The sequence below is a fragment of the Phaeobacter sp. HF9A genome (assembly GCF_011806385.1).
Lineage (GTDB): Bacteria > Pseudomonadota > Alphaproteobacteria > Rhodobacterales > Rhodobacteraceae > Epibacterium.
Genome location: NZ_JAATOX010000205.1, coordinates 1 through 3808, shown reverse-complemented (window position 1 = coordinate 3808; position 3808 = coordinate 1). Strand labels below are relative to the sequence as shown.

Here is a 3808-nt window from a genome sequence, read left to right as displayed (position 1 = left end):
TGTGTCAGGGAACGCACCGGGGCCGCTTTACGCCGGAACCGAGGTCGCGGCGGTGTCGCCGATCCCGTCCTTGCGGGCCTTGGCGGAGGCCAGCGTGTCGCGCAGCTCGCCTTCCATCTTCTTCAGCTCCACCTCGGCCTCGGCGCGTTTGCGCTTACCCTCATCGGCGATCTGCAAGGATTCCTCAATGGTGCCGATCAGATCCGCATTGGCCTTTTTCACGGCCTCAATGTCAAACACGCCGCGCTCCATTTCCTGGCGGATCATCTTGTTGCTTTCGCGCAGATTGGCGGCATTGGCGGTGAGAAGCTCATTGGTCAGGTCATTGGCATCGCGCACGGCGACGGCGGCCTCGGCCGAGCGCTGGATGGTTACCGCCTGCGCCAGCTGGGTTTCCCAGAGCGGCACGGTATTGACCAGCGTCGAGTTGATCTTGGTCACCAGAGATTTGTCGTTTTCCTGCACCAGACGGATCGAGGGCAGCGATTGCATGGTGACCTGACGGGTCAGCTTGAGGTCATGCACCCGGCGTTCCAGATCGTCGCGGGCGGCGCGAAGATCGCGCAGCTCCTGCGCCTTGAGCACCTGTTCATCCTCGGGCGCGGCATCCACGGCAGCCGCCAGCGCCGGGATCTCGGTCTTGTCCAGCTCGGCCAGCTTGGCCTCGCCAGCCGCAATATAAAGCGCCAGCTCGTCATAGAAGTTCAGCGTCTTTTCATAAAGCACATCCAGCGATTTGATGTCCTTCAGCAGGGTGTGTTCGTGACCCAGCAGGCTGTCGGTGATCTTGTCGATCTGCGCCTGAACGCTTTCGTATTTTGCGGTGAACTTGGCAAAGGGCGCGGCCTTGCCCAGGAGCCGTTCCCAGAAGGTGGGTTTGCGGCGCACATCGAGTTCGGAAACCGAAAATCCGCGAATGGTGGTGACGATATCGCGCAGGGAATCGCCCGCCGGGCCGACATCCTTGTTGCGCACATCGGCCAGCATCGCCTGGGAAATCTGCTGCAATTCGCCCTGCGCGGCAGAGCCAAAGGAGATGATCGAATTGGTGTCGCCCATGTCGATCTCGTCAATGCGCTTGCGGATTGCGGTGGAGGTCTCGGGGTCGGCGGTTTCCAGCGGCACCAGCTCTCCCTTGGGCTCGGCCAGGTCGACCTCGGTCACCTCTTTGACCAGGGTTTCGGCGTCGGCGGCTTTCTTTTGAACGGTCTCGGACATAGCGGGCCTTTCCTGTCAGGTTATGAGGGGCGATCCAATTGGACCCCTTCGCGCGCCAGCCGGTCGCGCAATACATCAATTTCAATGGTCAGATCGCTGCGGTCATCGCGCAGCAGTTTTTCTGTGCGGGCGGCGAAATTCTGTTCCAGATCATCCAGCAGCGCCAGATAATCCGCGCGCGCCTGCGCATCGCCGTTGCGGGCATAGATATCGGCGAATTTGATCGTCGCATCGCGCGCGCCCAGCAAATAGACGGTCAGATATTTGCGCGCTGCAGTCAGATCGCGGGGGTCTTCCTCCACCGTGCGGCAGAGGGTGCGGGCGACGGATCGGAACTGCTCCACCCGCAGCTGCACCTGACGGTCGCGGGCGCGCAGGATGGCGTCTTTCATCGCGTCCAGATGGGTTTCGGCCTCGTCGACCACACGGGCGACGCGGGAGCTTTGGAATTCGTCAATGCCTTCGGTGCCCTTGTCGCGCAGCGGATCAAGCCCAAAGGCCGCCAGATGCAGCCCGGCGCAAGCCAGACCATAAAGCGCGGCGGTCACCACGCCCGGCTCGCTCGCCCAGGCGCCAACCGCACCGCCGGCACCGCAAAACAGTGCCGCGAGGATCTTGCGGGGCAGGGCGGGTTTGCGTGCAACCTTGCGCTCATCATAGGCAGCCTCGGCCTTGAGCCCCTCGCGCAGCATCACGGCCGCCGCCGCCCAGAGGCCCGCACCGATCAGGCCGATCACAAGGCCCGTCGCCCCGGCGCCAAGCGAGAACAGCAAAAGTACCGCGGCGGGGACAAACATCAGATTGGCGCGCAGCCCGACCGGGCTCACCCGCGCGGTATTGGCCGGGCGCGGGGCCGCTCCGGTGGGGACGTTGGCAGAAGGGGAGCTGCCAGAGGGGCTGAATTTGCCGCCGAAACGCTGTGCCATCCGCTCAGACCCCGACGATCCAGCCGGTCCCGATGCCCAGCATCAGGATGAGCAACGCAAGATATGCGATGGTTTGCACCGTTTTTGGCCCCCAGATTGTCCCCAACATGTTGAAATGTAGGAGATCGCGGGTCTCTGTGCTAGGGGGAAGTCCGCCGATGCGGGCTCAGCCCTGCGGTTTTTTGCCGAAACGACCGCCTTTTGCGCCACCTTTGGCAGCGGGTTTGCCAAAGCTCGGCTTGCCGGAGGGCGGTTTGCCTCCGCCCGGCTTGCCCGCACCCGCTTTGCCAGCTGTGCCGCTAGACCTGCTGTTGGGGCCATATTGGGCGCGCTGTTCTTGTGCGCGGCCGCCGGGCTGGCCTTGGGCGGGTTTGCCGGGACCCTTGGCTGGCCCCTTGCCGGGCGCTTTGCGCGGGCCGCGGGTCGGGCGCTGTGGTTTCTTGGTGGTGTCCTCCCCGCCCTCGGGCGCGGCCAGCCCCAATTGATCGCGGACCACGCGGGGGCGCAGTTCCTCGACTTCGCCCTCCTTGAGGGTGCCGAGCTGGAACGGGCCGTAGGAGATCCGCATCAAGCGGTTCACGGAAAAGCCGATATCCGCCAGCGCGCGGCGGATTTCGCGGTTCTTGCCCTCGCGCAGGCCGATGGTCAGCCAGGCATTGGCGCCCTGCTGCCGGTCCAGGCTGACGATCATCGGCTGGAATTGCTCGCCATCAATCACCATGCCCTTGCGCAGGGGCTCAAACTGATGGTCCTGCGGGCGGCCATTGATGCGCACCCGATAGCGCCGCAGCCAGCCGGTGGAGGGCAGTTCGAGCTGACGTTTGATGCCGCCGTCATTGGTCAGCAGCAAGAGGCCTTCGGAATTGAGGTCGAGCCGCCCGACGGTCATCACCCGGGGCAGATCCTCGGGCAGCGCGTCAAAGATGGTCTTGCGGCCCTTCTCATCCGAATTACTGGTCACCAGGCCGTTGGGTTTATAATAGAGCCAGAGCCGCGGCGCCTCGGCGGTGGGCAGCGGTTTGCCGTCCACCACGATACGATCACTGCCAGAGACATTGAGCGCGGGGCTGTCGATGGTGGTGCCATTCACCACCACGCGACCCTCGGCGATCATCCGCTCCGCTTCCCGGCGCGAGGCAACACCTGCGCGGGACAGAACTTTGGCGATGCGATCCCCCTCGGGCGAGGCAGGCCGCGCGTCGCCCGTCGCGGGGCTTTGCGGGCCTTTGGGTCCGCGCGGCGCTGTGGGCGGTTTCGCCTTTGGCCGGGCGGCGGAGGGGGTGTTGCGCTTGGCGCTCGCGGGAGGGGTTTTCTTGCTCATGGCGCTGCCATAGCCTATTCGCGGGGCGTGGGAAAGCGTGCATCTGTGGTGTGCGGAATGATCTGGCGAGGCGGAAATGGTGTTTCGATCCTTCATGGGGCAGGCGCTGGAGGAGGCGCGCGCAGCGGCTGTGCGCGGCGAGGTGCCCGTGGGCGCGGTGCTGGTTGCGCCGGGTGGGGAGATCGTCGCCCGGGCTGGCAATCGCACCCGCGAGCTGAATGACCCCACCGCTCATGCCGAAGTGCTGGTGATCCGCGCCGCCTGCGCGCAGCTCCGGAGCGAGCGGCTGCCGGGCTATGATCTTTATGTCACGCTGGAGCCCTGCGCCATGTGCGCTGCCGCG

At 65.0% G+C, this 3808-nt stretch carries 4 protein-coding genes; 1 reads left to right on the top strand and 3 read right to left on the bottom strand.

The window, feature by feature from the left end; all coding sequences use genetic code 11:
• Positions 1–27 precede the first annotated feature (27 nt).
• The 3 genes from HCZ87_RS20155 to HCZ87_RS20145 all read right to left on the bottom strand — a co-directional run bounded on the left by HCZ87_RS20155 (position 28) and on the right by HCZ87_RS20145 (position 3465).
• Complete coding sequence (locus HCZ87_RS20155; RefSeq protein WP_167646829.1) at positions 28–1218, bottom strand: toxic anion resistance protein; 1191 nt, start codon at positions 1216–1218, stop codon at positions 28–30.
• A gap of 20 nt (positions 1219–1238) precedes the next feature.
• The gene (locus HCZ87_RS20150) at positions 1239–2144 is read right to left on the bottom strand and encodes a 5-bromo-4-chloroindolyl phosphate hydrolysis family protein (RefSeq protein WP_167646827.1); all 906 of its coding nucleotides are present in this window, start codon (positions 2142–2144) and stop codon (positions 1239–1241) included.
• A 166-nt stretch (positions 2145–2310) separates the two neighbouring features.
• On the bottom strand, positions 2311–3465 hold the full coding sequence (locus HCZ87_RS20145) for a pseudouridine synthase (RefSeq protein WP_167646825.1): 1155 nt from the start codon (positions 3463–3465) through the stop codon (positions 2311–2313).
• Positions 3466–3541: 76 nt separating this feature from the next.
• On the opposite strand from HCZ87_RS20145, the gene HCZ87_RS20140 reads away from it, so the two are divergent.
• The coding region (locus HCZ87_RS20140) for a nucleoside deaminase (protein ID WP_167646823.1) at positions 3542–3808 on the top strand (267 nt) is incomplete at its 3' end.

Coding starts and splice junctions, on each gene's coding strand:
- HCZ87_RS20155 (WP_167646829.1), bottom strand. CDS start 1,218: ATGTCCGAGACCGTTCAAAAGAAAGCCGCCGACGCCGAAACCCTGGTC.
- HCZ87_RS20150 (WP_167646827.1), bottom strand. CDS start 2,144: ATGGCACAGCGTTTCGGCGGCAAATTCAGCCCCTCTGGCAGCTCCCCT.
- HCZ87_RS20145 (WP_167646825.1), bottom strand. CDS start 3,465: ATGAGCAAGAAAACCCCTCCCGCGAGCGCCAAGCGCAACACCCCCTCC.